The sequence below is a fragment of the uncultured Cellulomonas sp. genome (assembly GCF_963527515.1).
Taxonomy (GTDB): Bacteria; Actinomycetota; Actinomycetes; order Actinomycetales; family Cellulomonadaceae; genus Cellulomonas.
Map to the genome: position 1 here is coordinate 1 of NZ_CAURTV010000061.1, position 21,169 is coordinate 21,169.

Below are 21,169 nucleotides of genomic sequence, written 5' to 3' on the forward strand. Positions count from 1 at the left end.
GCCGGGACGTGCGGCGCGGCGTGGTGCGGCGTCGGGACCTGCCGCAGCGTTCCCGGCTGGCCCGAGCCCAGCGCGCGCCACCGCGGCGGGGTGCTCGTGTCGCAGCGGAGCCGCGGGTTGCGGTGCAGGAGCTGCTCGACCTGCGGCTCCGTCAGGCCGGGGTGCCCGGCGAGCACGAGGCCCTGCGCGAGCTCCTGCGCGGTCTGCTGCGGGCGGGAGATGAGGGCGGCGTGCAACGCGTCGTTCGGCGTGGGCACGGCACGTCCTCCTCGAAGTCGTCAGGTAGGCAGAGCCCCGCGCTCGGAGCCCCTTCTTCTAGTCGGCACGGGCGCGTCGGAAGTTCAGTCGCGGACCGTGACACGTCTGGTGGAACCCAGCAGCACGCGCGAGGCGACGAGCAAGCCCGGGGTGACGTCCGGGGCCAGGATGGCGCGGGTCAGGCCCGGCCGGTCACGATGTCGTCGGCGTTGTCCACGATCCACTCCATCAGCGGCAGCAGGCGGGCCACCAGCTCCGAGCCGCGGGGGGTCAGCGAGTAGTCGACGCGCGGGGGGACGGTGCCGGTCACCTCACGGTGCACGATGCCGTCCGCCTCGAGGGTGCGCAGTGTCTGCGCCAGCATCTTCTCGCTGATCCCCTCCACCACCCGGCGCAGCTCGCCCCACCGCAGGGTGCGTTCGGACAGGGCCACCAGCAGCAGGACGCCCCACTTGCTGGACACGTGGTCGAGGACCACCCGGGACGGGCACGCCGAGGAGAGGACTCCGTCGGTCATGAGCCGCTGCAGGACGCTGACCTCGCTGCTTACCGTCACGTGCGTACCCTACGCGAAAGTGGGTACCCACGACCGGGAAGGTCCCGCGACGGCCGAGGGTTGCGGCCCACGACAGTCCCGCCTCCGAGAGGAACCTTCATGTCCGTCGTCGTCACCGGCGCCACCGGCCCGTTCGGCCGTCACGTCGTCCAGCACCTGCTCCGGGGCGGGATGCCCGCCGACCAGATCGTCGCGGGCGGCCGGCGCACCGCGCAGGACCTGGGCGTTCCCACCGCACGGGTGGACTACGACGACACCGCGTCGCTGGAGGCCGCTTTCGCCGGCGCGGACACGGTGCTCCTCGTCTCGGGCAGCGAGGTCGGCCGGCGCATCCCTCAGCACGCGCGGGTCATCGACGCCGCCCGGGCCGCCGGTGTCCGCCGCCTCGTCTACACCAGCGCCTCGCACGCCGACACGACCGGCCTGGTCGTGGCGCCCGAGCACAAGGCCACCGAGGAGCACCTGCGCGGCTCGGGGCTGGCGTGGACCATCCTGCGCAACAACTGGTACACGGAGAACTACGTCGGCGCGCTCGAGCAGGCGCGGGCCACGGGGGTCCTGCTGACGAGCGCCGGTGACGGCCGCGTCGCCAGCGCCTCGCGTGAGGACTTCGCCGCCGGTGCGGCCGCGGTGCTGCTCGGCGGCGACCACGACGGTCGCGTCTACGAGCTCTCCGGGGACATCGCCTGGACGTTCGACGAGCTGGCGGACGCGGCCACCGCCGTGCTGGGCCGACCCGTCGAGGCGCAGCACCTCACGTCCGACGAGCACCGCGCGATCCTGCTCGACGCCGGTCTGGACGAAGGCACGGCCGGCTTCGTCACGACGCTCGACGCCGACATCCGCCGCGGCGACCTGGCCGACGCGACGCCGGACCTGCGCACGCTGATCGGCCGCCCGACGACCCCGCTGGTGGACGGCCTGCGGGCGGCGCTCGACCGCTGAACAGGACGCGCTGGACCGGGGCGCCCGCATACCCTCCGCGTGATCACCAGTGGTCCGCAGCAGGGAGAATGACCGCGTGAGCGCCACAGTGCAGGCCAAGGGAGTCGGGGCCGGCTTCGGCGATCGCGAGCTCTTCTCCGGGGTGGACCTCGTCGTCGCGCCCGGCGACGTCATCGGCCTCGTCGGCCCCAACGGCGCCGGCAAGTCGACGCTGCTGCGGATCCTCGGCGGTCGTCGGCAGCCCGACTCCGGCAGCGTCGCGGTCTCGCCCGCCCACGCGCAGCTGGGCTATCTGGCGCAGGAGATCGAGCGGCTCGACGGCGAGTCGGTGCGCGCGCACCTGGAGCGCCGCACCGGCGTCGCCGACGCGCAGCGGGACCTCGACGCGGCCGCGGACGCGTTCGGCGCTGGCCAGGACGGTGCCGACGACGTCTACGCCGAGGCGCTCGAACGCTGGCTGGCTCTCGGCGGCGCCGACCTCGAGGCGAGGCTCGGCACGGTGGCGGACGACCTCGGCCTCACCGTCGACCTCGACCACCCGATGACCGCGCTGTCGGGCGGTCAGGCGGCCCGCGTCGGTCTCGCCGCGCTGCTCCTGTCCCGCTACGACGTCTACCTGCTCGACGAGCCGACCAACGACCTCGACGCCGCCGGCCTCGACCTGCTCGAGGAGTTCGTGGACCGCTCGGAGGCCGCGATCGTCGTCGTCAGCCACGACCGCGAGTTCCTCAGCCGCACCGTCACGTCCGTCGTGGAGATCGACCGGAGCCTGCAGCGCGTCACCACCTACGGCGGCAGCTACGACTCCTACCTCGACGAGCGCTCGATCGCCCGGCGTCGCGCGCGGGAGGCGTACGAGGGGTACTCGTCGCGGCTCGACGCCCTGAACGCGCGCGCCCGGATGCAGCGCGCGTGGATGGAGAAGGGCGTGCGCAACGCGCGCCGCAAGGCCTCCGACAACGACAAGCACGTCAAGCACCACCGGGGCGAGACGTCCGAGAAGCAGGCCGCCAAGGCGCGGCAGACGGACAAGATGATCGCCCGGCTCGACGTGGTCGAGGAGCCGCGCAAGGAGTGGCAGCTGCAGATGAGCATCGCCACCGCCGGGCGTTCGGGCTCCGTCGTCGCGGTCGCGCGGCACGCCACCGTGACCCGCGGCGCCTTCACGCTCGGACCGGTCGACCTGCAGCTCGACTGGAAGGACCGCGTCGCCGTCACGGGTCCGAACGGCGCCGGCAAGTCGACGCTGCTCGCGCTGCTGCTGGGCCGCCTGGAGCCGACGACCGGTGCGGTGGACCTCGGCTCGGGCGTGCTGGTCGGCGAGGTGGACCAGGCGCGTCGTGCGTTCGAGGGCGACGAGCCGCTCGTCGACGCCTTCTCGCGCGAGGTGCCGGACTGGCCGACCGCGGACGTCCGGACGCTGCTGGCCAAGTTCGGCCTGGGCGGGCACCACATCCACCGGCCGGCGTCGTCGCAGTCGCCGGGGGAGCGGACCCGCGCCGCGCTGGCGCTCCTGCAGGCTCGCGGCGTGAACCTGCTCGTGCTGGACGAGCCGACCAACCACCTGGACCTGCCCGCGATCGAGCAGCTGGAGCAGGCGCTCGACAGCTTCGAGGGGACGATCCTGCTGGTCACGCACGACCGGCGGATGCTGGAGACCGTCCGGCTGACCCGCCGCTTGCACGTCGAGGACGGCCAGGTCACCGAGGTCACAGCGGACTAGGGTCGACGCGGATGCAATCCGACGACGAGGACGGTTCCATGGCTCCCATCAGGTTCGGCGTGGTCGGCAGCGGGTGGCGGGCGGAGTTCTTCGTCCGGATGGCGCGCCTGATGCCCGAGCGGTTCCAGTGCGTCGGGGTGGTGACGCGGTCGGCGGAGCGCGGCGCGCAGGTCGAGCACGACTGGGGTGTGCCGACGGTGCGGACCATCGAGGAGCTCGTCACCGCCGTCGGACCGAGCACCGACCGGCCCGAGTTCGTCGTCGTCTCCGTGCCGTGGCCCGTGACCCCCGAGGCGACCGCCGAGCTGGTGTCGCTGGGCATTCCCGTGCTCGCCGAGACCCCCCCGGCCCCGGACGCCGCCGGCCTGCGCGAGCTCTGGGCGGAGGTCGGCTCGTCGGGCCTGGTCCAGGTGGCCGAGCACAGCCCGTCGATGCCCTCGCACGCCGCCCGGATCGCGGTCGTCGACGCCGAGACCATCGGTCGGCCGACGAGCGTACAGATCTCCTCGACGCATCTGTACCACGCCGTAGGACTCATGCGGCGGCTGCTCGACGCGGGCCGCGGAGAGGTCGTCGTGCGGGCCTCGACGGTCACCGCACCGCTGGTCGGGCCGCTCGGGCGTGACGGCTGGACCGGTGCCACGGAGCCGGTCGACGCCTGGAACATCCTGGCCACGCTCGACTTCGGCGGTGGCCGCAGCGGCCTCTACGACTTCACCGACAACCAGTGGCACAACCCGCTGCGCACCAACCGGATCGTCGTCCGCGGCTCGCACGGCGAGATCGTCGACGACGCCGTCACGCGCCTCGTGGACGAGCGCACGGTCATCACGTCGCCGATCGTCCGCCGGGTCACCGGGCTGGAGCAGAACCTCGACGGGTTCGACCTCGAGCACCTGAGCTTCGACGGCCGCGTCGTGTACCGGAACGCCTTCCAGGGCGCCCGGCTGGCCGACGACGACATCGCGGTCGCGGCGCTGCTCGACGACACCGGGGCCTGGGTCCGCGGCGACGGCCCGCCGCCGTACCCGCTCGCCGACGGCTGCCAGGACCACTTGCTCGGACTCGCCATCGAGGAGGCGGCGCGCACCGGCGAGACCGTCCGGACCGCGCGGGAGGCGTGGGCCGACGCGTAGCGGATGCGCGGACGCCGACCCAATGACACGGTCGGTCGGTGACCCGTTTCGGCTACACCCTCATGACCGAGCAGTCCGGACCGAAGGACCTGGTCCGCTACTCCATCGCCGCCGAGCGCCTCGGGTTCGACTTCGAGGTGTCCAGCGACCACTACTTCCCCTGGCTCGACGCGCAGGGTCATGCACCGCACGCCTGGACGATGCTGGGCGCGGTCGCCCAGGCGACCGAGCGCGTGGAGCTCATGACCTACGTGACCTGCCCGACCCTCCGGTACCACCCAGCCGTCGTCGCGCAGAAGGCCGCGACGCTCGGGGTGCTCTCCGACGGTCGGTTCCAGCTCAACGTCGGCGCCGGGGAGAACCTCAACGAGCACGTGGTCGGGGAGCGCTGGCCCGCGGTGGGCGAGCGCCACGACATGCTCGAGGAGGCCATCGAGATCATCCGCGAGCTGCTCACCGGTGACCGCGTGAACTACGCCGGCGACTTCTTCCAGGTGGACTCCGCCAAGGTCTGGGACCTCCCGGACGACCCGATCCAGATCGGTGCCGCGGTCTCCGGGCCCGACTCCATCCAGCGGTTCTCGCAGCTGGTCGACCACCTGGTCGCGGTCGAGCCCGACGCCGACGCCATCCGCGCGTGGGACGACGCCCGCGGCCACGCCCTGCCCGAGTCGCGCAAGATCGGCCAGATCCCGATCAGCTGGGACCCGGACGAGGAGGCGGCGGTCGCTCGCGCCCACGAGCAGTTCCGCTGGTTCGCGGGCGGCTGGAAGGTGAACGCCGACCTGCCGACCACGGAGGCGTTCGACGCCGCCAGCCAGTTCGTCCGGCCGTCCGACGTCGCCGAGCAGATCCCGTGCGGCCCGGACCTGGACGCCGTCGTCGAGGCGGTCTCCGCCTACTGGGAGGCCGGGTTCACCGACATCGCGATCGTGCAGGTCGGTGACGAGAAGCAGCAGCAGTTCCTGGACCAGGCGGCCGGCCCCCTGCTGGACAAGCTCCGCGCCGCAGCACCCACCGATTGAGAGGAGTCCGCACATGGCTGTCACCGCATTCGGCGACCTCCCGCTGGCCGACCGCGACCGCTCGTGGGACGGCGACGCCGCCGAGAAGCGCGTCCGGGCCTGGGCCAAGGCCGACGACGAGCCCAACGAGAAGTACCGGGACGCGCACGTCTGGTACGACGCCGAGAACAAGGACAACTTCACCGCGTACAAGCTGCTCATCGCGGACGTGATCGACGGGCGCCTGAAGGCGGTGCCGCGCGGCGTCTTCGCGGCCGCCGCCGTGATGCAGGGCTCCCGCGGAGGCGTCGACGTCCCGGACAAGGACCGGAGTCGCATCAAGAGCCACCTGGCGAAGTACTACAAGAAGCTCGACGACACCCCACCGTGGGAGGACTGAGCGGCTCAGCGCCACACCACGCCCGCACCCACCGCGATCAGGGCCGCCTGCAGCCGGGACGTGCAGCTGAGCTTGGCCAGCACGCGGGTGACGTGCGTCTTCGTGGTGGCCTCGCTGATGTCCAGCGCCCGGCCGATGTCGGAGTTCGACATCCCGGCCCCCAGGCACGCCAGGACGTCGCGCTCGCGGGCGGTGAGCTCATCCAGACCAGGCGTCGGAGGGGGAGCGGGCGCGTGGGCGGCGACCAGGTCGGCCAGCAGCCGTCTGGTCACCTCGGGGGCCAGCACACCGTCGCCGGCGGCCACACGACGGACGGCGTCGACCAGCTCGGCGGCTCCGACGGTCTTGAGCAGGAACCCCACCGCACCGGCGGCCAGCACCCCGCGGACGTACTCGTCGAGGTCGAAGGTGGTCAGAGCGAGGACGTCGGCGAGACCCTCGGACACGATGGCCCGGGTGGCCGCGATGCCGTCCATGCCGGGCATCCGGATGTCCATCAGCACCACGTCGGGCCGTAGCGCGCGGGCGTTCGCCACGGCAGCGGCGCCGTCGGCCGCCTCGCCGACCACGGTGATCCCGTCGGCGTTCTCCAGCATGAGCCGCAGCCCCGCGCGGATCGCGCCGTGGTCGTCGGCCAGGAGCACGCGCACGTCGGTCATGACGCCCGCCTCGGCAGCGACGCGCGGACGACCCACCGGCCGTCCGACGGGCCGGCGTCGAGCGTGCCGCCCAGGGCCTCGGCGCGCTCCCGCATGGTGAGCAGGCCGGTGGCGGTGCTCAGCGGGGGCGCGCCGGAGCGCCCGAGGGGGTTCGTCACGACGACCTCGACGCGGTCCCGGCCGCCGACGGTGACCTCCACGGGCGACCCGGGGGCGTGCCGGGCGGCGTTGGTCAGCGACTCCTGCACGATCCGGAAGGCCGCGTGGTCGGTCGCGGCGGGGAGCGGGTCCGGGGGATCGCCGACGACGACCACCTCCTGACCGGCCGACCGCGCGGCCGCGACGAGCGCGTCCAGCCGGGCGAGGCCGGCGGGTGCGGTGACCGGGTCGGGCCGGCCGCGCAGGACCAGGATCATCGACCGCATCTCCGCCAGCGCGTCCAGCGCCCCCGCGCGCACGGCCCGCAAAGTGTCCCGGTCCCGCGAGGTGTCGGCAGCGGTCAGCGTGGCCTCCGTGTGGATCGCTACGGCCGACAGGTGCCCGGCGACCACGTCGTGCAGGTCCCGGGCCATCCGCGCTCGCTCCTCGCGCACCGCCGACTCGCGGTCCAGCTCGGCGATCCGGAGCGCGTCCGCGGCGACCTCCCGGGCCAGGTCGGCGCGCTCGCGCTCCAGGTCCGCACGCCGGGTCTCCAGCGCCGCCAGCTCGGTGCGCTGCCGCACGTCGGAGGCCCACCACAGCGGGGTGCCGTAGAGGGCCACGGCCTGCAGGAACATCACGACGGCGTCCCGCGGCGCGCTCCCGGTCACCACCATCGCCACCGGACCGCCGACGCTCACGACGACCACCGCCGCGACGATGCGCCGCCGGACCGCGGGCGACGTGATCAGGGCTGCGGTGTAGAGGGCGTCGAACAGCACGACGAAGATCGCGATCCCCCCGCCGAGGAACCCGTCGAGCGCGGCGAGCACCGCGACCACGACGAGCGTCCGGACGGGGTGGGAACGCTTGGCCAGCAGCGCCGCCGCGGCGCACCCGAGGATCAGCAGGTGCCACCACACGGCGTACCGCTCGACGACCGTGCCGTCGAGGAGGTCGGGCGGCCGGCCGGACAGTCCGATCATCGCCAGGACGACGCCCAGCAGGACCAGGGCGAGCGCGACCACCCGGTCGTCCTGCCCCAGCGCGCGCAGTCGCCCCATCCGCTCATCCCAGCACACCACCCTGCAGCAGTGGTCGTCCGAAGGATGTAGCCGCGATAGCGGAACGCCGGACGCGGCAGGGCGGGCCGGCGGGCGACGGTGGGCGCATGATCGAGGCCATCCGTGAGAACCCCGTCGCCGCCCTCGTCGTCGCGTGCGAGATCGCGTTCTGGGTGTTCCTCGCCGCCGCCGTCGTCGCCCGCTACGCCCTGCACCTGCGCCGCACGTCCACCGTCCTGCTCCTGTGCGAGCCGCTGCTGGAGGTGATCCTGCTGGTCGCGACGGTGGGCGACCTGCTGCGCGGCGCGGAGCCGACGTGGACGCACGGGCTCGCCGCCCTGTACCTGGGATTCACGGTGGGCTTCGGCAGGCTGACCGTGCACCGGGTCGACGCGTGGGTGGCCCACCGGTTCGCCGGCGGGCCTGAGCCGGAGCAACGTCCCCGGACGCGCGCCGCCGCGCGCAGCTACGAGTGGCGGCTGTGGGCGCGAGTGGTTGTCGCGTGGGCGGTCGCCTGCGGCGTGCTGGCGGTGCTCATGGTGATCGCGACGGAACCGGCGCAGCGCGAGGTGCTGCTGGGGTGGGCCGGACGCGCGACGACGGTGCTCGTCGGCTGGCTGGTGCTCGGGCCCCTCTGGTCCGAGGTGTCGTCGCGCGCGAGGTCCGAGGGGCTCAGCGCTCGCCGGTGAACCGGTGCAGCTCGCTCACGTCGTCGTGCCGGAGCTCGAACCAGACGGCCTTGGCCGCATCGCCCTCCTCCTCGCACGTGCCCCAGCTGCTGGCCAGCCGGTCGACGAACATCACGCCGCGCCCGCCGAGCGCGGTCGGCGGGGGGTCGCGGACCACGGGCACGTCGCGGACGCCGTCGGTGACCTCGACGCGTGTGCGCTGGTCGTCGACGTGCACCCGCAGCGTGACCGGCGGGTCCGCGTGCGCGACGGCGTTGGTGACCACCTCGCTCACCAGCAGGACCAGCAGCTCCAGGCGGCCGTCGTCGACGCCTGCCTCGGTCAGGCGCTCCCGTGCCCAGTGCCGGGTGGGCGCGATCGCGGAGAGCGCGGGCGCCACGGCGGTCTCGGCATACATCGGGACCCTCCCAGAGAGAACGAGCTCGACACCCGGAACGGGTGCCCGTCGGATCCCGCCACGGTCGTTCACATCCGATGATTCGGCAACCTGAACACGTCCCTGGAGGCGGATTGCCCCCCGGACGGCTGCGACGATGGAGGGGTGCCACCTCCCGACACCGCACGTCAGTCGCCGACGCGCGCCCAGGTGCGCCGCTGGCGCCAGTACCTCGCCGACGAGCGCGCGGAGGCGGCCGTCTACCGCGACATCGCGTCGCGTCGCGCCGGCGAGGAGCGCGAGATCCTGCTCGCCCTGGCCGACGCCGAGCGCCGCCACGAGCAGCACTGGCTCCACCTGCTCGGTGACGACGTCGGCAAGCCTCGCCGCGGTGACGTCCGGACCCGGGTGCTCAGCGTGCTGGCCCGCAGGTTCGGCTCCGTCTTCGTCCTGGCTCTCGCCCAGCGCGCCGAGGCGCGGTCCGTCTACGACGACAACGCCGACGCGACGCCGACGATGGCGGCCGACGAGGCCATCCACGAGGAGGTCGTGCGCGGCCTGGCCACCCGCGGGCGCAACCGCATCTCGGGCACGTTCCGCGCGGCGGTGTTCGGCGCCAACGACGGGCTCGTGAGCAACCTCGCGCTCGTGCTCGGCATCGGCGCCAGCGGAGCGGCCACGTCGATCGTCCTGCTGACGGGCCTGGCCGGACTGCTGGCCGGTGCGCTGTCGATGGCCGCGGGGGAGTACGTGTCGGTCCGCTCGCAGCGGGAGCTGCTCGAGGCGTCCCGTCCGGGCCAGGCGGCCCGCGCGGCGCTGCCCTACCTGGACGTCGACGCGAACGAGCTCGCGCTGGTCTACCGCGCCCGGGGGATGCAGCCCGCGGAGGCGCAGGCCAGGGCCGACGAGCGGCTCCGCACCCTGGGCGACCCGGCGCCGGCGACGGCGACCACCGTCGAGGTCGACGAGCACGAGTCCGTCGGCACCGCGGTCGGCGCCGCGGCGGCCAGCTTCTGCTTCTTCGCGTCGGGCGCCGCCATCCCCGTCCTGCCGTACCTGCTGGGCGCCGAGGGCCTCACCGCGGTCGTGTGGGCGTCGGTGCTCGTCGGGCTCGCCCTGCTGGGCACCGGCGCGACCGTGGGGGTGCTCTCCGGCGCGTCACCGGTCAAGCGCGCGCTGCGCCAGCTGGCCATCGGATACGGGGCTGCCGCCGCCACCTACCTGCTGGGTCTGGCCTTCGGCGCCACGGTGTGACGTTCATCATGTGAGCGATGTTTGCCTTGCCTTACTTAGTGCAGGCTAACCTCACACCGTGACCACCCCTGATGCCCTGTGCGGAGCCGAGCTCACGCTGGCGTACCACGGCACCGTCGTCGTGACGTCGGCGGACCTGCGCCTGCAGCCGGGGCAGGTGACCGCGCTCATCGGCCCCAACGGTTCCGGCAAGTCGACGCTGCTCCGGGCGCTGGCCCGGCTGCACGCCCCGCAGACGGGGACGGTCAGCCTCCCGGACGTCCCGGACGCCCACACCCTGTCGGCCAAGGACTTCGCCCGCCGCGTCACGCTCCTGTCCCAGTCGCGGCCCACGCCCTCGGGCGTCAGCGTGCGGGACGTCGTCGGCTACGGCCGGCACCCGTACCGCGGGCGCTGGCGCCACAACGACGCCGACGGCCCCCGCGCGATCGCGTGGGCGATGGACGTCACCGGCGTCGCCGCCATGGCCGAGCGCGGCGTCGACGAGCTCTCCGGCGGGGAGCTGCAGCGCGTCTGGTTGGCCACCTGCCTGGCGCAGGACACGGGCGTCCTGCTGCTCGACGAGCCGACCACCTACCTCGACCTGCGCTACCAGGTGGAGATCCTCGACCTGGTGCGGGACCTGGCCGACGACCACGGCGTGGCCGTCGGTGTCGTCCTGCACGACCTCGACCAGGCCGCCGCCGTCGCCGACCACGTGGTGCTCCTGCGCCAGGGCGTGGTCGTCGGCTCGGGCCGCCCGCACGAGGTGCTCACCGCCGACGCGCTCACCGAGACGTACGGCATCCGCATCGACGTCGAGCGCGACGAGCACACCGGCCGCGTGCGCACCCGCCCGGTCGGCAAGCACACCCACCGCTTCCACCTCACCACCGTCTGACCCCCTGCACACCCCAACCCTGAGGACACCCCTGTGCGCAAGACAGCCCTCCCCGCCCTGCTCGCCGCGGCAGCCCTGCTGCTGACCGCGTGCGGCACGACAGAAGACGCAGCCGACGAGCCGACGTCGTCCAGCTCTGCCGCCGGCGGCCCGATCACCGTCACCGACGACCGCGGCACCGTGGAGCTCGACGGTCCGGCCACCAAGGTCGTGTCCCTGGAGTGGGGCCTGACCGAGAACCTGCTCACCCTCGGTGTCACCCCGGCGGGTGCCGCAGACGTCGCCGGCTACAACACCTGGGCCACCGTCGTGCCGCTGGACGCCTCGACGCCCGACGTCGGCTTCCGCGGCGAGCCGTCACTGGACGCCATCGCCGCCCTCGAGCCCGACCTGGTGGTCACCACCACCGACCTGCCGGCCGAGGTCATCGAGCAGATCGAGGCCGAGTACCCGGTCATCGCGCTGCGCGGCTCCGACGCGTCCGACCCGATCGGCAAGATGCGCAGCACCCTGGAGATCCTGGGCGAGGCGACCGGCACGTCCGATGCCGCGGAGGCCGCGCTCGCGGACTTCGACGCCAAGGTCGAGGACGCCAAGTCGCAGCTCGACGAGGCCGGGCTGGCCGGTGCCGAGTTCACCATGGCCGACGGCTGGCTCGCCGACGGCGCGGTCTCCATCCGCATGTACACGCCGGGCTCGTTCCTGGGCGGCGTCGCCAAGGAGCTGGGCCTGACCAACGCCTGGGCCGGCGAGGGCGACCCCGACTACGGCCTGGCGCAGACCGACGTCGAGGGCCTGACCGGCCTCGGTGACGTCCACTTCCTCTACGTCGGCAACGACGCCGAGGGCGGCGACGCGTTCAAGGACGGGCTGACCGGCAACGCGATCTGGGAGCAGCTGCCGTTCGTGGTCGGTGGCAAGACCGCCCGCCTGCCCGACGGCATCTGGATGTTCGGCGGCCCGGAGTCGGCGTCGGCGTTCATCGATGCGACCGTCGCAGCACTGACCGCCTGACGCATGACGGTCCACGCACCACCGCAGGCGGGGTCTGCAGCGCTCGCTGCGGACCCCGCCGGCCGACGGACGCGGCCCGGGCGGATCGTCGCGGTCTTCCTCGCCGCGGTCGCCGCGGTGGTGCTGCTCGCGCTCGTCGACCTGACCCTCGGCACCTCCCGCATCGGCGTCGGTGACCTGCTCGGCCTGCTCACGGGCTCGGGTGACGACGAGGCCCTCGCGGTGCTGGTCGCGTCCCGCGCTCCGAGGGTGCTCGCGGCCCTGCTGGTCGGCAGCGCGCTGGGCCTGTCCGGCAGCGCGCTGCAGTCGGTGGCACGCAACCCGCTGGCGTCGCCCGACACGCTCGCCGTCAACGCCGGCGCCTACTTCACCGTGGTGCTCGCCGCCGTGACCGGCATCGCGCTCCCGTTCGCGGTGAACGGAGCGCTGGCCTTCGTCGGCGGCCTCGCGGCCTCGGCACTGGTGCTGGCCATCGCGCGCGGCGGCGCCGAGGGGCCGACCCGGCTGGTGCTGGCGGGGTCGGCGACCATGCTGGCGCTCTCGTCCCTGACCATCCTGCTCATGCTCCTGTTCGAGCAGGAGACGACGGGGATGTTCGCCTGGGGTGAGGGCTCGATCGTGCAGTCCGGCACGTCCAAGGTGGCGCAGGCGACGCCGGTCGTGCTGCTGGCCGGCCTGGTGCTCGTGGTCTGGTCCCGACGCCTCGACGTCCTCGCGCTCGGCGACGACACCGCGTCCGTCCTGGGCCTGGACGTCCGCCGCACCCGCGTCGTCACCGTCCTGCTGGCTGTGCTGCTCGCCGCGCTCGCGGTCACGGTCGCCGGCCCGATCGGCTTCGTCGGACTCACGGCACCCGTCATCGCGCGGCTGGTCGCGGGGCGCGTCCCGGGCCTCGCGCGGCACCGGCTGCTGCTGCCGCTGGCCGCGCTCGCGGGCTGCATCGTCGTGCTCGGCGCCGACGTCCTGCTCCGCCTGGCTGTCCCCGGCGTCGCGGGCGTCGCCATCCCGACCGGCATCGTCACCACCCTGTTCGGCGCGTCCGTGATGGTCTGGCTGGCCCGCCGGCTGCGCGACTTCGGCCCGGCCCGCAGCACGGCATCGGTCGGCGCCCATCCCGCGTCCCGCCGCCGCGTGGCGGTGGTCCTCATGGTGCTCGTCGTCGCCCTCGGCTCCGCGCTCGTCGCCGGGTTCCTGCTGGGCGACCGCCTGCTGCTGCTGGGCGACGTGGCCAACTGGTTCGCGGGGGTGAGCGGCCGGCAGGTCTCGTTCGTGCTGGACCAGCGCACGCCGCGCGTGCTCGCCGCCGTCCTGGCCGGTGCCGCGCTGGGCGTCGCGGGCACGACGGTCCAGGCGGTCGCGCGCAACGCACTGGCGGAGCCGGGGCTGCTCGGCATCACCGGCGGTGCGGGCGTCGGCGCGGTGCTCGCCATCGTCCTGTTCCCCGGGGCGCCGTTCTGGGTGGTCTCGGGAGCCGGCGCCGCCGGTGCGCTGGTCGCGTTCGCGCTGGTCTACGCGCTGGCCAACCGGCGCGGGCTCAGCTCGGACCGGCTCGTGCTCGTCGGCATCGGTGTCTCGGCCGTGGCGACGTCCCTCATCACGCTCCTCGTGGTCCTGACCAACCCGTGGAACACGACGATGGCCCTCACCTGGTTGTCCGGCTCCACGTACGGGCGGACCGCGGCGCAGGTGTGGCCGGTGGCGGTCGCCCTGCTGGTGCTCGTCCCGCTGGTGGTCCGCTGGCGTCGGGACCTCGACGTGCTCTCCGTGGACGACGACGTGGCCCGCGTGCTGGGCGTGCAGCTGGAGCGGACCCGGCTCGGGCTGCTGGTCGTCACCGCGCTGCTCACCGCGGCCGCCGTGTCGGCCGTCGGCGTCGTCGGCTTCGTCGGCCTGATCGCGCCGCACCTGGCCCGCTCGCTGGTCGGCGCCTCGCACACCCGGGTGGTCCCGGTGGCAGCCCTGCTGGGTGCGCTGCTGGTCAGCGTGGCGGACACCCTCGGCCGCACGGTGATCGCACCCGCGCAGATCCCGGCCGGGCTGCTGACCGCCCTGATCGGCGCCCCGTACTTCATCTCCCTGCTGTGGCGGACCCGAAGGAGCGCACTGTGACGAAGACGGTTGTGAGGACAGCCTCACCTTCCTCTACCCTGAGCGACGTGACCGTATCCGTGGAGGCCCCCGCGCTGCCGTTCCGCATGTTCGCGGTGCAGGTGGCCGCCGTGCAGACCATGTGCCCGAGCGTGTTGCGCGTGACGTTCACGGGCGACGACCTGGACCGGTTCGCCGACAACGGCTTCGACCAGCGGATCAAGTTCTTCCTCCCGCTGGAGAACTCCCCGTACGACGAGCTCCTCAGCCTCGAGGCGAGCGCCGACTGGTACGGCCGCTGGCGCGCGATGCCCGACGACAAGCGCCACCCGATCCGCACGTACACCGCCCGCGGTGTCCGGCAGGACCGCCGCGAGGTCGACGTGGACATCGTCCTGCACGGCGACCTCGGCCCCGCCTCCCGCTGGGCCCTGTCCGCCGTCCCCGGCGACGACCTGGTCATCCTCGGCCCCAACGCGGACGCGGACGGGCCGCACGGCGGCGTCGACTTCGTGCCCCCGGCGCACACCGACCGCCTGCTCGTCGCCGGTGACGAGACCGCGCTGCCCGCCATCGCCGGCATCCTCGAGCGCCTGCCCGCGGACGCCCGCGGCGAGGCCCTGATCGAGATGCCGCTGTCCGGTGACCGTCTCTCCCTGGACGCGCCCGCCGGCGTGACCGTCCGCTGGTACGGGCGCGACGGCCGCGCCCACGGCGAGCTGCTCGTCCCGGCCGTGCAGGCCGCGTGCGCGCGACTGCTGCCCGGTCAGGCGCCTTCACCGGACGTCGAGCTGGAGGACGTGGACGTCGACGCCGGGATGCTGTGGGAGGTGCCGGTCGACGCGACCGGTGCACCCCTGCGGGCCGACGCGGCGCTCTACGCCTGGCTCGCCGGGGAGGCCGCGGTCATCAAGACCCTGCGCCGGCACCTGGTGGCCGAGTGCGGGGTGGACCGCAAGGCCGTGGCGTTCATGGGGTACTGGCGCGCGGGACGCTCCGAGGCGAACTGACCGGCCCCACCAGGCCGCTCTCGTAGGCGACGATCACGGCCTGGACGCGGTCGCGCACCCCGAGCTTGGCCAGCATGTTGCCGACGTGGGTCTTCACCGTCGTCGCGGACAGCGTGAACCGCTCGGCGATCTCGGCGTTGGACAGCCCCTCGGCGACGCAGCGCAGGACGTCGAGCTCGCGCGGGGTGAGGGTGCGCAGCACGGGACTCAGGCCGTCGGGTGAGGTGTCGTCGGTGGCGGTGGGCAGGTGCGCCGCGAACAGGTCGAGCATGCGGCGCACGATGCGCGGCTCGACGACCGAGCTCCCCGACGCGACGGTGCGGATGGCGTCGACGAGCTCCTCCGGCCGGGCGTTCTTCAGCAGGAAGCCGCTGGCACCGGACCGCAAGGCCGCGAACGCGTACTCGTCGACGTCGAACGTCGTGAGGACGAGCACCCGGGCCGCCGGGTGCTCCGCGACGAGGCGCCGGGTGGCCTCGATGCCGTCCATCCCCCGCATGCGGATGTCCATGAGGACGACGTCCGGCGCGAGGGCCGCGACCTGGTGGAGCGCGCTCCTGCCGTCCGAGGCCTCACCGACCACCTGGAGGTCGGGCTCGGACTCGATCACGAGGCGGAAGCCCATGCGCAGGAGCGCCTGGTCGTCCACGAGCAGCACGGTGGTCATCGTGGGTCTCCGTCGTCGTCGGACCACGGCAGGACGACGCGCACGCGCCATCCACCGCCCGGTCGCGGGCCGGCGTCCACGTGGCCGCCGAGCAGGGCGGCGCGCTCTCGCATGCCGACGAGCCCCCGGCCCGTACCTTCGCTGGTGGTGGGTCGGGTGCCGCCGGCGTCGAGGACCTCCACCTCGACGGCCGAGGCGCTGCGGCGCACGGCGACCTCGGCGGACGCGGTGCCGACGGCGTGCCGGAGCACGTTGGTCAGGGCCTCCGTCACGATGCGCAGGACGGCCAGCCGCAGTGCGGTGTCGCGGGGGAGCGGGTCGTCGAGACCTGTGGCGGTCACGGGCACGCCCGCGGTGCGGAAGCGTTCCACGACGGCCGCCAGGTCCATCTCCGTCGCCTGGTCCTCGCCGGGGTCGAGGGCGCCCAGGACGCGCTGCATGTCCGACAGCGCCTCGCGGCCGGTGCGGGAGAGCTCGCGCATCGCCTCACGCGAGCGGTCCGGGGCGCGATCGAACGCGGCACCGGCCCCGTCGGACAGCGCGACCATGACGGACACGCTGTGCGCGACGACGTCGTGCATCTCCCGCGCGATGCGGGCGCGCTCGGCGGCGCGGGCGAGGGCGGCGCTCTGGTCGCGGTCCCGGGCGATCGCCTCGTACCGCTGCACGAGGTCGTGCGCGTGCAGCCACCTGGCGCGCGCCGCGGAACCGGCCGCGACACCGAGCAGCAGGAGGGCGAGCAGGAGGGACACCGACGCCGACCTGCGGCCGGCGGAGAACTCGGGCTCGGTGAGCTGGAAGTAGGGTCCCCCGTCCATCGGCGGAAGGTTGCTCCAGAGCAGGATCTCGGCCAGGCCGATGTCCTGCCACTGCCACAGCGCGACCGAGACGACGACGAACACCACCGCGAGCGCAGTCCACGCGGTCCGCGCCGGGCGGGTGGCGGCGACGGTGAACAGCGCGAACGCCAGGCACACCCCGGTGGTACCGAGGACCCCCGCCGTGACCAGCGAGCCGAGCGCCAGGACAGTGAGTGCCGCGGTCACGCCCAGCGGCCACCGCCGCCGACAGGTCAGGAGCAGCGCTCCGAGGACGGTGCCGGCGATCCACACCAGCGGGACCGTGGACGAGGCCGGCGTGTCCGGCGCGTACAGGCCCAGGCTGATGCACGCCTGCACCGTCCAGGCAGCCAGGGTCACGGTGACGGTCCCGAGCAGGAGCAGCAGCACCGTCCGCGCCGCTCCGGCGATCCATGGACGAGCGGTGACCAGGCGTCCCACAGGCCCGCGTCGCCGGACCTGAGCCTCCGTGAGCACGTAGGGCTCGACCGTGCCAGTCGTGGGCATGGCGCTCACTCTCCCATCCGGTTCTCGTCGGCGGGCTCAGGCGAGGTCATGTCGACGCAGCCGGTAGCCGGCGGCAAGGAGCAGGGCGACGACCCACACGCCGAGGACCAGGGCGGAGCCCCACGGGCCCAGGTGCGGGCCGAGGGTCGTCGCGTCCAGCGTGGCCAGTCGCGAGTCGTCCTGGAGCAGGCGGGTCGCGGACCCGGGCAGGAGGGCCCGCGCCGTGTCCGTCAGGCGCCCGGGGTTCGTCACCAGGACCTGGTCGATCACGACGAGCAGCATCACCCCCGAGACGAGCGCCCCGGTCGGGCGACGCAGCAGCGCGCCGAGCCCGAGCCCGAGCAGCGCGACGCCCGTCAGGTAGAGCACGTATCCGGTCAGGACACGCAGCGTCTCGGGGTCGGCCACGTCGATCGTGAGTCCGAGGGCGGACCGCTGGCCGGTGGTGACCAGGAGCGACACCAACAGTGCGGCGACGGCCGTCACCAGCGCGACGGCCGCCGTGACCAGCACCTGGGCCGCGAGCACCAGCAGCCGCCTCGGGACCGCCGTGAACGTGGCCCGGAACGTGCCGGCGACGAACTCGCCCGTGCCGACGAGCACGCCCAGGACCAGGGCACCGAGCTGCGCCAGCAGGTACCCGGACGCGACGACGGTCGCCGCCACGTGCCCGTCGGCGGCGCGGACGAACAGACCGAGGGCCCACGCGAGGCAGGCCGCCGCGGCGACGGTGCTCAGCCCTACCCACAGCGACGAGCGCAGGCCGGTGAGCTTCGTCCACTCCGCCGCGAGCACCCGACCGGTCGTGACTGGTCCCGCCACGTCACACCACGTCCCGGGTGCGCAGCCTGGCCGCGGCCACGGCGAGCAGACCGAGGATCCAGGCGAGGAGCACCAGCCCTCCGCCCCAGGGACCGAGGTTCGGTGCGCCGTCGTAGCCGGTGCCGTCGGACGGCATCATCAGCAGCCAGCCTGCTCCGGAGGGGAGGAAGGTGGTGACGGTGTCCACCACGGACAGCCCCGACGGCTCCTGTGCCAGCGGCGAGGTGCCGACGTCGGACGCGAGCGTGAGCACGATGGGGAGCACGAGCACCAGGACGACTGCGGTGGTGACCGCCGGCACCGAGCGGCGCAGGAGGGCGCCGATCGCCAGCCCCAGCAGGGTGAGGCCGACCAGGAACAGCACCATGCCGACCATGACCTGCGGCGTCGCGTCCACGCCCAGGTCGAGGGCGATCCCGCGGGAGCGGGCCGCGGGCAGGACGCCGAGCACGGCAGCGCCGACCGACAGGAGGGCGACGAGCAGCGCGAACGCACCGGTGGCGAGCGCCTGGGCCGCCACGACCGGCAGCCGCCGCGGCACCGCCGTGAAGGTCGCGCGGAACGTGCCCGTGCTGAACTCGCCCGTCCCGACGAGCACTCCGAGGACGAGGGGGAAGACCTGCCCGAGCATGACCCCGTCGGTCAGCGAGCCGAGGGGTTGGAATCCCGGGTCCACCGACGAGGCCGTGGCGCCGACGTACGTGAGGGCACCGGACGCGGCGACCGTGAGGGCGGCGAGCCAGGAGGAGGACCGCAGGCTCGTGATCTTGGTCCACTCGGAGGCGAGGACACCCGAGAACGTCGGCAGCGTCGCGCCGCGGCCGGGCACGGTCGTCGCGCTCATCGCGTGCCCCGGTACTCGACCGAGGCGGCGGTGAGCTCCAGGTAGGCGTCCTCGAGGGAGCCGCCGTCGGTCGAGAGCTCGAGCACGACGGCTCCGCAGCGACCCGCGGCCGCTCCGACCTCGTCGACGGTCGTGCCGCGCACCTGGAGGGTGCCCGGCTCGTTCGACTCCACCTCCGCCCCGAGCTCGAGCAGAGCCCGGGCGAGCAGCTCGGGCTCGTGGGTGCGGACGCGGACGACACCCGCGCGCGCGGAGCGCTCGACGATCTCCGTCACCGGCGCATCGGCCAGCAGCCTGCCCTGGCCGATGATCACGACCCGGTCGGCGCACAGCGCGAGCTCGTGCATGAGGTGGGAGGAGAGGAACACCGTCCGCCCCTCGGCCGCGAGGTCACGCACCAGCGCACGCACCCACAGCACGCCGTCGGGGTCGAGCCCGTTCACCGGCTCGTCGAGGATCAGCGTCCGAGGGTCACCGAGCAACGCCCCGGCGATCCCGAGCCGCTGGCCCATGCCGAGGGAGAAGGTCCCGGCCCGGCGCCCGGCCACGGACTCGAGCCCGGTCATCGCGATCACGTGCTGCACGCGGGCCCGGGAGATCCCGTGGGTCCTCGCCTGCGCCAGCAGGTGCCGGTAGGCGGTGCGCCCGGGGTGTGCGGACCGCGCGTCCAGCATGACGCCGACGGCGTGCAGCGGTGCGGGCAGGTCGGCGAACCGCCGGCCGTCGACGGTCGCGCTCCCGGAGGTGGCGCGTTCGAGCCCCACGATGATCCGCATGGTCGTGGACTTCCCGGCACCGTTCGGGCCCAGGAACCCCGTGACCGTCCCGGGTCGAGCCGTGAAGCTCAACCCGTCCACGGCCGTGGCCGTCCCGTAGCGCTTGGTCAGCGCGTCCACCTCGATCATGACTCTCCCGTCGTCGCGGTCCGTCGGCGGCCCGTCCTCGTGGCTGCCGTCATCGACGCTAGGGAGACCGGTCGGGCGTCAGAACCTGCCAGCGGCCGAGATCGAGAGCGCGGGCCTCTCCTCCTGAAGGACGAGGCCCGCCCGTACCATCGGGCAGGTGCCCCCCAGATCGCCGCTGCCGGCCCGGCACGGCCTCGACGCCGCGCGGCTGCGCACCCCCGATCGCGACCGTTCCCGCACGGACGAGTGGTCGACCATGGGCGACTGGCTCCGGCATCGGCTGCCCGAGCACGTGGACGTCGCAGCCATGCTGGCGGGCGAGCGGTTCGTCGACGAGGACGGCCGGGCCGTCCGCGCCCAGGACCCGTACGCGCCGCACCGGTTCGTGTGGTTCCATCGCGACCTGCGTGACGAGCCGGAGGTGACCGCGCCGATCCACGTGGTCCACCGCGACGAGCGCCTGGTGGTCGTCGACAAGCCGGCGTTCCTCTCCTCGATCCCGCGTGGCCGGCACGTGGTGCAGAGCGTCGTCGTCCGGCTGCGCGACGAGCTCGGCCTCCCGGACCTGTCGCCGCTGCACCGACTCGACCGGGTCACGTCCGGTCTGCTGATGCTGGCGACCGAACCGCGGTGGCGCGGGCCGTACCAGTCCCTGTTCGAGCACCGCGAGGTCGCCAAGACGTACTGGGCGCTCGCCCCGCTGCGGGACGACCTGGTCCTGCCGGTCGTGGTGCGCAACCACCTGCACAAGGAGCGCGGCTCGTGGCAGGCGGAGGTGGTGCCCGGCGCCCCGGTCAACGCGGAGACGCTCGTCGAGCTGGAGTCGGTGGTGGACGGCCGCGGGGTCTACCGGCTGACGCCCCGCACGGGCCGCACCCACCAGCTGCGCGTGCACCTGCACGGGTTGGGCATCCCGATCGTGGACGACCCGCTGTACCCGGTGGTGCATGACGTGGAGGTGGACGACTTCAGCCGACCGCTGCAGCTGCTCGCCGGCGAGCTCGCGTTCACCGACCCGGTCGACGGCTGTCCGCGCCACTTCCGCAGCGTCCGCAGGCTCCCGCTGGCGGCGGAGGGCTGACGTACCCTCGTCCTCGTGGCCACGTTCTCCGCCGTCACCCGGCAGCACATCCTCCAGGCCATCGCGGAGTACGACTCCCGCGGCGGCGACGACTTCCTCGGCGTCTACGGCTTCGCGCCCTCGGGCCACCCGCTGGTGCACGAGGGTCGCAGCTACGACTCGACGGCCATCCTGGGCGTCGCGCACCGGTACGCGACCGGCCGGCTCGCGAGTGCCGACGAGGTCCGCGGGACCGCGTCGACGGTCCTGCGCAAGCGCGGGTTCGAGGTAGCGGGTCCGGTGTCCGTCCAGCGCGCTCCCGCGCCTGCTC

At 73.8% G+C, this 21,169-nt stretch carries 23 protein-coding genes; 13 read left to right on the forward strand and 10 right to left on the reverse strand.

The window, feature by feature from the left end:
- Both RYN42_RS13505 and RYN42_RS13510 read right to left on the reverse strand, forming a co-directional pair.
- The coding region (locus tag RYN42_RS13505) for a hypothetical protein (RefSeq protein ID WP_315096929.1) at window positions 1-257 on the reverse strand (257 nt) is incomplete at its 3' end.
- 179 nt (window positions 258-436) lie between these two features.
- A complete protein-coding gene (locus tag RYN42_RS13510) occupies window positions 437-775 on the reverse strand; it encodes a helix-turn-helix domain-containing protein (RefSeq protein ID WP_315096967.1) in 339 nt (112 codons plus the stop codon).
- 138 nt (window positions 776-913) lie between these two features.
- On the opposite strand from RYN42_RS13510, the gene RYN42_RS13515 reads away from it, so the two are divergent.
- The 5 genes from RYN42_RS13515 to RYN42_RS13535 all read left to right on the forward strand — a co-directional run bounded on the left by RYN42_RS13515 (window position 914) and on the right by RYN42_RS13535 (window position 6,022).
- Window positions 914-1,759 (forward strand): SDR family oxidoreductase, encoded by an 846-nt coding sequence (locus tag RYN42_RS13515; protein WP_315096931.1) that lies wholly within the window; start codon window positions 914-916, stop codon window positions 1,757-1,759.
- Between the two features lie 76 nt (window positions 1,760-1,835).
- Window positions 1,836-3,482 (forward strand): ABC-F family ATP-binding cassette domain-containing protein, encoded by a 1,647-nt coding sequence (locus tag RYN42_RS13520; protein ID WP_315096933.1) that lies wholly within the window; start codon window positions 1,836-1,838, stop codon window positions 3,480-3,482.
- A gap of 38 nt (window positions 3,483-3,520) precedes the next feature.
- Entirely contained in the window at window positions 3,521-4,618 is a 1,098-nt protein-coding gene (locus tag RYN42_RS13525) for a Gfo/Idh/MocA family oxidoreductase (protein WP_315096935.1), read from the forward strand.
- A 38-nt stretch (window positions 4,619-4,656) separates the two neighbouring features.
- Window positions 4,657-5,643, forward strand: coding sequence for a TIGR03557 family F420-dependent LLM class oxidoreductase (locus tag RYN42_RS13530; protein ID WP_315096937.1), 987 nt, complete (start codon window positions 4,657-4,659; stop codon window positions 5,641-5,643).
- Window positions 5,644-5,656: 13 nt separating this feature from the next.
- Complete coding sequence (locus tag RYN42_RS13535) at window positions 5,657-6,022, forward strand: hypothetical protein (protein WP_315096939.1); 366 nt, start codon at window positions 5,657-5,659, stop codon at window positions 6,020-6,022.
- 5 nt (window positions 6,023-6,027) lie between these two features.
- Here RYN42_RS13535 and RYN42_RS13540 read toward each other — a convergent pair whose 3' ends face one another.
- Window positions 6,028-6,681 carry a response regulator transcription factor gene (locus RYN42_RS13540; protein ID WP_315096941.1) on the reverse strand — a complete coding sequence of 218 codons (654 nt, stop codon included), beginning with the start codon at window positions 6,679-6,681 and terminating at the stop codon, window positions 6,028-6,030.
- Complete coding sequence (locus RYN42_RS13545; RefSeq protein ID WP_315096943.1) at window positions 6,678-7,883, reverse strand: histidine kinase; 1,206 nt, start codon at window positions 7,881-7,883, stop codon at window positions 6,678-6,680. Before RYN42_RS13545 ends, RYN42_RS13540 begins: the two co-directional genes overlap by 4 nt.
- Window positions 7,884-7,990: 107 nt before the next feature.
- Here RYN42_RS13545 and RYN42_RS13550 point away from each other — a divergent pair, with 107 nt between their 5' ends.
- Entirely contained in the window at window positions 7,991-8,572 is a 582-nt protein-coding gene (locus RYN42_RS13550; protein WP_315096945.1) for a hypothetical protein, read from the forward strand.
- Here the strand turns inward: RYN42_RS13550 and RYN42_RS13555 are convergent.
- A complete protein-coding gene (locus tag RYN42_RS13555) occupies window positions 8,556-8,969 on the reverse strand; it encodes an ATP-binding protein (protein WP_315096946.1) in 414 nt (137 codons plus the stop codon). The genes RYN42_RS13550 and RYN42_RS13555 overlap by 17 nt on opposite strands.
- Before the next feature lie 144 nt (window positions 8,970-9,113).
- Here RYN42_RS13555 and RYN42_RS13560 point away from each other — a divergent pair, with 144 nt between their 5' ends.
- The 5 genes from RYN42_RS13560 (at window position 9,114) to RYN42_RS13580 (ending at window position 15,194) form a co-directional block, all read left to right on the forward strand.
- The gene (locus RYN42_RS13560; protein WP_315096948.1) at window positions 9,114-10,202 is read left to right on the forward strand and encodes a VIT1/CCC1 family protein; all 1,089 of its coding nucleotides are present in this window, start codon (window positions 9,114-9,116) and stop codon (window positions 10,200-10,202) included.
- 58 nt (window positions 10,203-10,260) lie between these two features.
- Window positions 10,261-11,082, forward strand: a complete 822-nt coding sequence (locus RYN42_RS13565) for an ABC transporter ATP-binding protein (protein WP_315096950.1) — start codon at window positions 10,261-10,263, stop codon at window positions 11,080-11,082.
- 33 nt (window positions 11,083-11,115) lie between these two features.
- Window positions 11,116-12,096: an iron-siderophore ABC transporter substrate-binding protein gene (locus tag RYN42_RS13570; protein ID WP_315096952.1), complete on the forward strand. Its 981-nt coding sequence runs from the start codon at window positions 11,116-11,118 to the stop codon at window positions 12,094-12,096.
- Window positions 12,097-12,099: 3 nt separating this feature from the next.
- On the forward strand, window positions 12,100-14,205 hold the full coding sequence (locus tag RYN42_RS13575; RefSeq protein WP_315096954.1) for an iron ABC transporter permease: 2,106 nt from the start codon (window positions 12,100-12,102) through the stop codon (window positions 14,203-14,205).
- Window positions 14,206-14,291: 86 nt separating this feature from the next.
- Entirely contained in the window at window positions 14,292-15,194 is a 903-nt protein-coding gene (locus RYN42_RS13580) for a siderophore-interacting protein (protein ID WP_315096969.1), read from the forward strand.
- Here RYN42_RS13580 and RYN42_RS13585 read toward each other — a convergent pair.
- Genes RYN42_RS13585 through RYN42_RS13605 form a run of 5 tightly spaced genes read right to left on the reverse strand, consistent with a single transcriptional unit; the run spans window position 15,154 to window position 19,778 of the window.
- Window positions 15,154-15,861, reverse strand: coding sequence for a response regulator transcription factor (locus RYN42_RS13585; RefSeq protein WP_315096956.1), 708 nt, complete (start codon window positions 15,859-15,861; stop codon window positions 15,154-15,156). The genes RYN42_RS13580 and RYN42_RS13585 overlap by 41 nt on opposite strands.
- Entirely contained in the window at window positions 15,858-17,207 is a 1,350-nt protein-coding gene (locus tag RYN42_RS13590; RefSeq protein ID WP_315096957.1) for a histidine kinase, read from the reverse strand. The genes RYN42_RS13585 and RYN42_RS13590 overlap by 4 nt, the downstream gene beginning before the upstream one ends.
- Window positions 17,208-17,243: 36 nt before the next feature.
- Window positions 17,244-18,029, reverse strand: coding sequence for a hypothetical protein (locus RYN42_RS13595; protein WP_315096959.1), 786 nt, complete (start codon window positions 18,027-18,029; stop codon window positions 17,244-17,246).
- Between the two features lies 1 nt (window position 18,030).
- The gene (locus tag RYN42_RS13600; RefSeq protein WP_315096961.1) at window positions 18,031-18,873 is read right to left on the reverse strand and encodes an ABC transporter permease subunit; all 843 of its coding nucleotides are present in this window, start codon (window positions 18,871-18,873) and stop codon (window positions 18,031-18,033) included.
- The gene (locus RYN42_RS13605) at window positions 18,870-19,778 is read right to left on the reverse strand and encodes an ATP-binding cassette domain-containing protein (protein ID WP_315096963.1); all 909 of its coding nucleotides are present in this window, start codon (window positions 19,776-19,778) and stop codon (window positions 18,870-18,872) included. The genes RYN42_RS13600 and RYN42_RS13605 overlap by 4 nt, the downstream gene beginning before the upstream one ends.
- Before the next feature lie 157 nt (window positions 19,779-19,935).
- Between RYN42_RS13605 and RYN42_RS13610 the strand changes: the two genes are divergently transcribed.
- A complete protein-coding gene (locus RYN42_RS13610) occupies window positions 19,936-20,859 on the forward strand; it encodes a pseudouridine synthase (RefSeq protein ID WP_315096964.1) in 924 nt (307 codons plus the stop codon).
- 15 nt (window positions 20,860-20,874) lie between these two features.
- A partial coding sequence (locus RYN42_RS13615; RefSeq protein WP_315096965.1) for a hypothetical protein occupies window positions 20,875-21,169 on the forward strand: 295 nt, incomplete at its 3' end.